This window comes from Lactobacillus sp. (assembly GCF_051873315.1).
Lineage (GTDB): Bacteria > Bacillota > Bacilli > Lactobacillales > Lactobacillaceae > Lactobacillus.
In genome coordinates this window covers 1-2,846 of the sequence record NZ_JBJEES010000048.1, presented here as the reverse complement: position 1 = coordinate 2,846, position 2,846 = coordinate 1, and the positions used below count along the sequence as shown (strand labels likewise).

The 2,846-nt window shown below is 52.8% G+C and carries 3 protein-coding genes; all 3 read left to right on the top strand.

Annotated features, from left to right (window positions below; translation table 11 throughout):
* Positions 1-232 (top strand): accessory Sec system protein Asp2 (locus ACI32D_RS02655; protein ID WP_439775104.1); only part of this gene is annotated, 232 nt, incomplete at its 5' end.
* Between the two features lie 2 nt (positions 233-234).
* Positions 235-852, top strand: coding sequence for an accessory Sec system protein Asp3 (asp3, locus tag ACI32D_RS02650; RefSeq protein WP_439775103.1), 618 nt, complete (start codon positions 235-237; stop codon positions 850-852).
* A gap of 4 nt (positions 853-856) precedes the next feature.
* The coding region (gene secA2, locus ACI32D_RS02645; protein ID WP_439775102.1) for an accessory Sec system translocase SecA2 at positions 857-2,846 on the top strand (1,990 nt) is incomplete at its 3' end.

The window sequence follows — 2,846 nt, the reverse complement described above, 5'->3', positions numbered from 1 at the left end:
TTTTGACAAGGCCGACTTTTCTAAAACTACCCTGGCTATTGCTTATATGGAGGACGACGACTACGACCCCCATGCCTACCGGGACATTATGCGCAGCTTCAGCCGGCGCAAGCAGGACAGCAAGATCATTGCCAAGGGCTTTCCCGGCCACCACAATGACGCAACCGGCCCCTTGGTCAAATGGTTCAGAACCCAGTATGGGGCAATTTTGAAGGATGAATACGGGCGATAGAGATGCAGAGCATTTATTGGAATGAAAATTGCAGTCCTTTTTGGCGGGGGATCTCCGGCCGGGACCAGCAGAAATACCGGAGCGGCTTTGCTTATACGGGCAGCACGGTCAAAGCGACTGGCCACGCCTATATGTATGGCTCCAAGATCATCCGCCGGGCCAGAGACGACGTCTTCTTTTATAACGGAGCTCTGCCGGCTGGCTCGGTCATCTATAAGTGGGACATGGTCTACAGCTACAGCACCGCCCACGCCATCCCGTCACTTCCGCTTTTGATCAATGGTCGCAAGTACCTCTTCCGGATTCTGGCCGAGGCTGACCAGGAAGCGGGCTTTTACCTGCGCCTGGTGGCTTTTGACCGGGAAGACCACATGGTTAAGCTGCAGATCATTCATGGCCAAGAGGGAATTTTTGCCTTTCCGAAAGAGGCCAACTACTATACGATCGAACTGGTTGGGGCGGGCTGCCACCAGCTGGTCTTCCACCGGATTGACGTGGAAGAGATTACTGATGAGACGGACATCAGCCAGATCGACTGGGAAAAAATGCATGAAGAAAACGAGCACCGGCGGCTCTTGGCGGCCCAGGTAGTCGACCGGTACTTGCGCAGAAGGGAGTAAGGCCATGGCCGCGATTGGAAGTCTGTTTTCAGCGGATTACTGGGATCTGAGGAAGATCCGCCAGGTCTTAAAGAAAGTCAACCGGCTTAAAGAGCCCATGCGGCAATTGACTGATGACCAGCTCAAGGGAAAGACTGCTGAATTTAAAAAGCGGATAAAGCAAGGGGCCAGCGTGGACAGTTTATTGGTTGAAGCTTACGCTGTCGTCCGGGAAGCCGACTGGCGGGTTTTGGGGATGTTTCCCCATGACAGCCAGGTGATGGGCGCGATCGGTCTTAACTACGGCAATATTGTCGAAATGAAGACCGGGGAAGGCAAGACCCTGGTCGCCACCATGCCTCTTTACCTTAATGCCTTAAGCGGAGACGGGGCGATTTTGGTGACGACCAATGAATACCTGGCCAACCGGGACGGGGAAGAAATGTCCCAGGTCTACCGCTGGCTGGGCCTTACCTATGCTACGGGTTTCAGCTTGGAAGGCGAGAAGCTGAAGGTCAAGCAGAAGAAAAAGATCTACAATTCTGACATCGTTTATTCAACCAGCGGGGCCCTGGGCTTTGACTATCTTTTGGACAACATGGCCCAGGAAAAAGACGAAAAGTACATGCGGCCTTTTAACTACTGCATTGTCGACGAAGCCGACTCAGTTTTGCTGGACATGGCCATTACTCCCCTGGTCATTGCCGGCTTGCCCAAGGTCAAGTCCAACTATATCGGAGTAGCTGACGAATTCATCTACTTTTTGTCAGAAGATGATTATGAATTCAATGAAGAGCATAACAATGTCTGGCTGACTGAAGCTGGGGTCAAGAAGGCAGAAGAATTTTTCAGCCTGCCCAATCTCTATGACGGCGAGCATACGGAATTGGTCCGTTGCATCAACCTGGCCTTAAAGGCCCACTGCCTCTTTGAAAAAGAAGAAGCATACGTGGTCGGCGCTGACGGTGAGGTTGCCCTCTTGGACAAAGAAAACGGGCGGATCCTGGAAGGGATGAAGCTGCAGGCTGGCCAGCACCAGGCGATTGAGATGAAAGAGCAGCTTGATTTGTCAGATGACCAGCAGGCCATGGCTTCAATTACTTACCAAAGTCTCTTCAGAATGTTTAAAAAGCTTTCCGGCATGACCGGGACTGGCTATTCTGCCCGGGATGAATTTTTCAAGATTTACGGGACCAAGGTGGTCCGGATTCCGACCAACCGGCCGGTCATCCGCAAGGACCTGCCAGACCGGATCTATCCAGATCTGCCAAGCAAGCTTTTAGCCTCACTGGAAGAGGTCAAGCGCCTGCATGCCTTGGGGCGGCCGGTTTTGATCATTACCGAATCGATTGCCGTTTCTGAAATCTATTCAGAACTATTGCTGAGAGAGCAGATTCCCCACAATGTCTTGAATGCCAAAAACGCGGCCAAGGAAGCCACCATCGTCAAAGAAGGCGGTCAGGTCGGGGCCGTTACGGTGGCCACGACCATGGCTGGTCGGGGGACCGACATTAAGCTGGGGCCGGGTGTGGCTGAACTGGGCGGCTTAGCCGTCTTAGGGGTGGCCAAGATGAGCTCCAGAAGAATTGACGACCAGCTGCGCGGCCGGGCCGGCCGGCAGGGCGACCCGGGAACAAGTGAATTTTTCGTTTCCTTGGAAGACGATGTGGTCATCAAGTACGGTCCCTTGTGGCTGGACCGCTACCGGCAAAAGTACCATTCAGAAGACTTGAACCTGACTCAGGTCCATGAACTAAAGAACTGGCGGATCAGGGAGGCGCTTAATTCTGCGCAAGTCAGAAGTGACGAAAGCGACTATGATATCCGCAAGCAGCAATTGTCCATGGGAGCCAGTGACGAGATCCAGCGTGAGCAGGTATATGAGACCCGGAACCAGATTATTTTTTCTGATGGGCTCAATTACGATTTAGAAGGCTGGATGAAGCAGCTTTTCAGTGATTTTGTCCGCCAGCATCCGCGTTTGGAGAAAAGGGAACTGCGCCGTTTTATCTTGG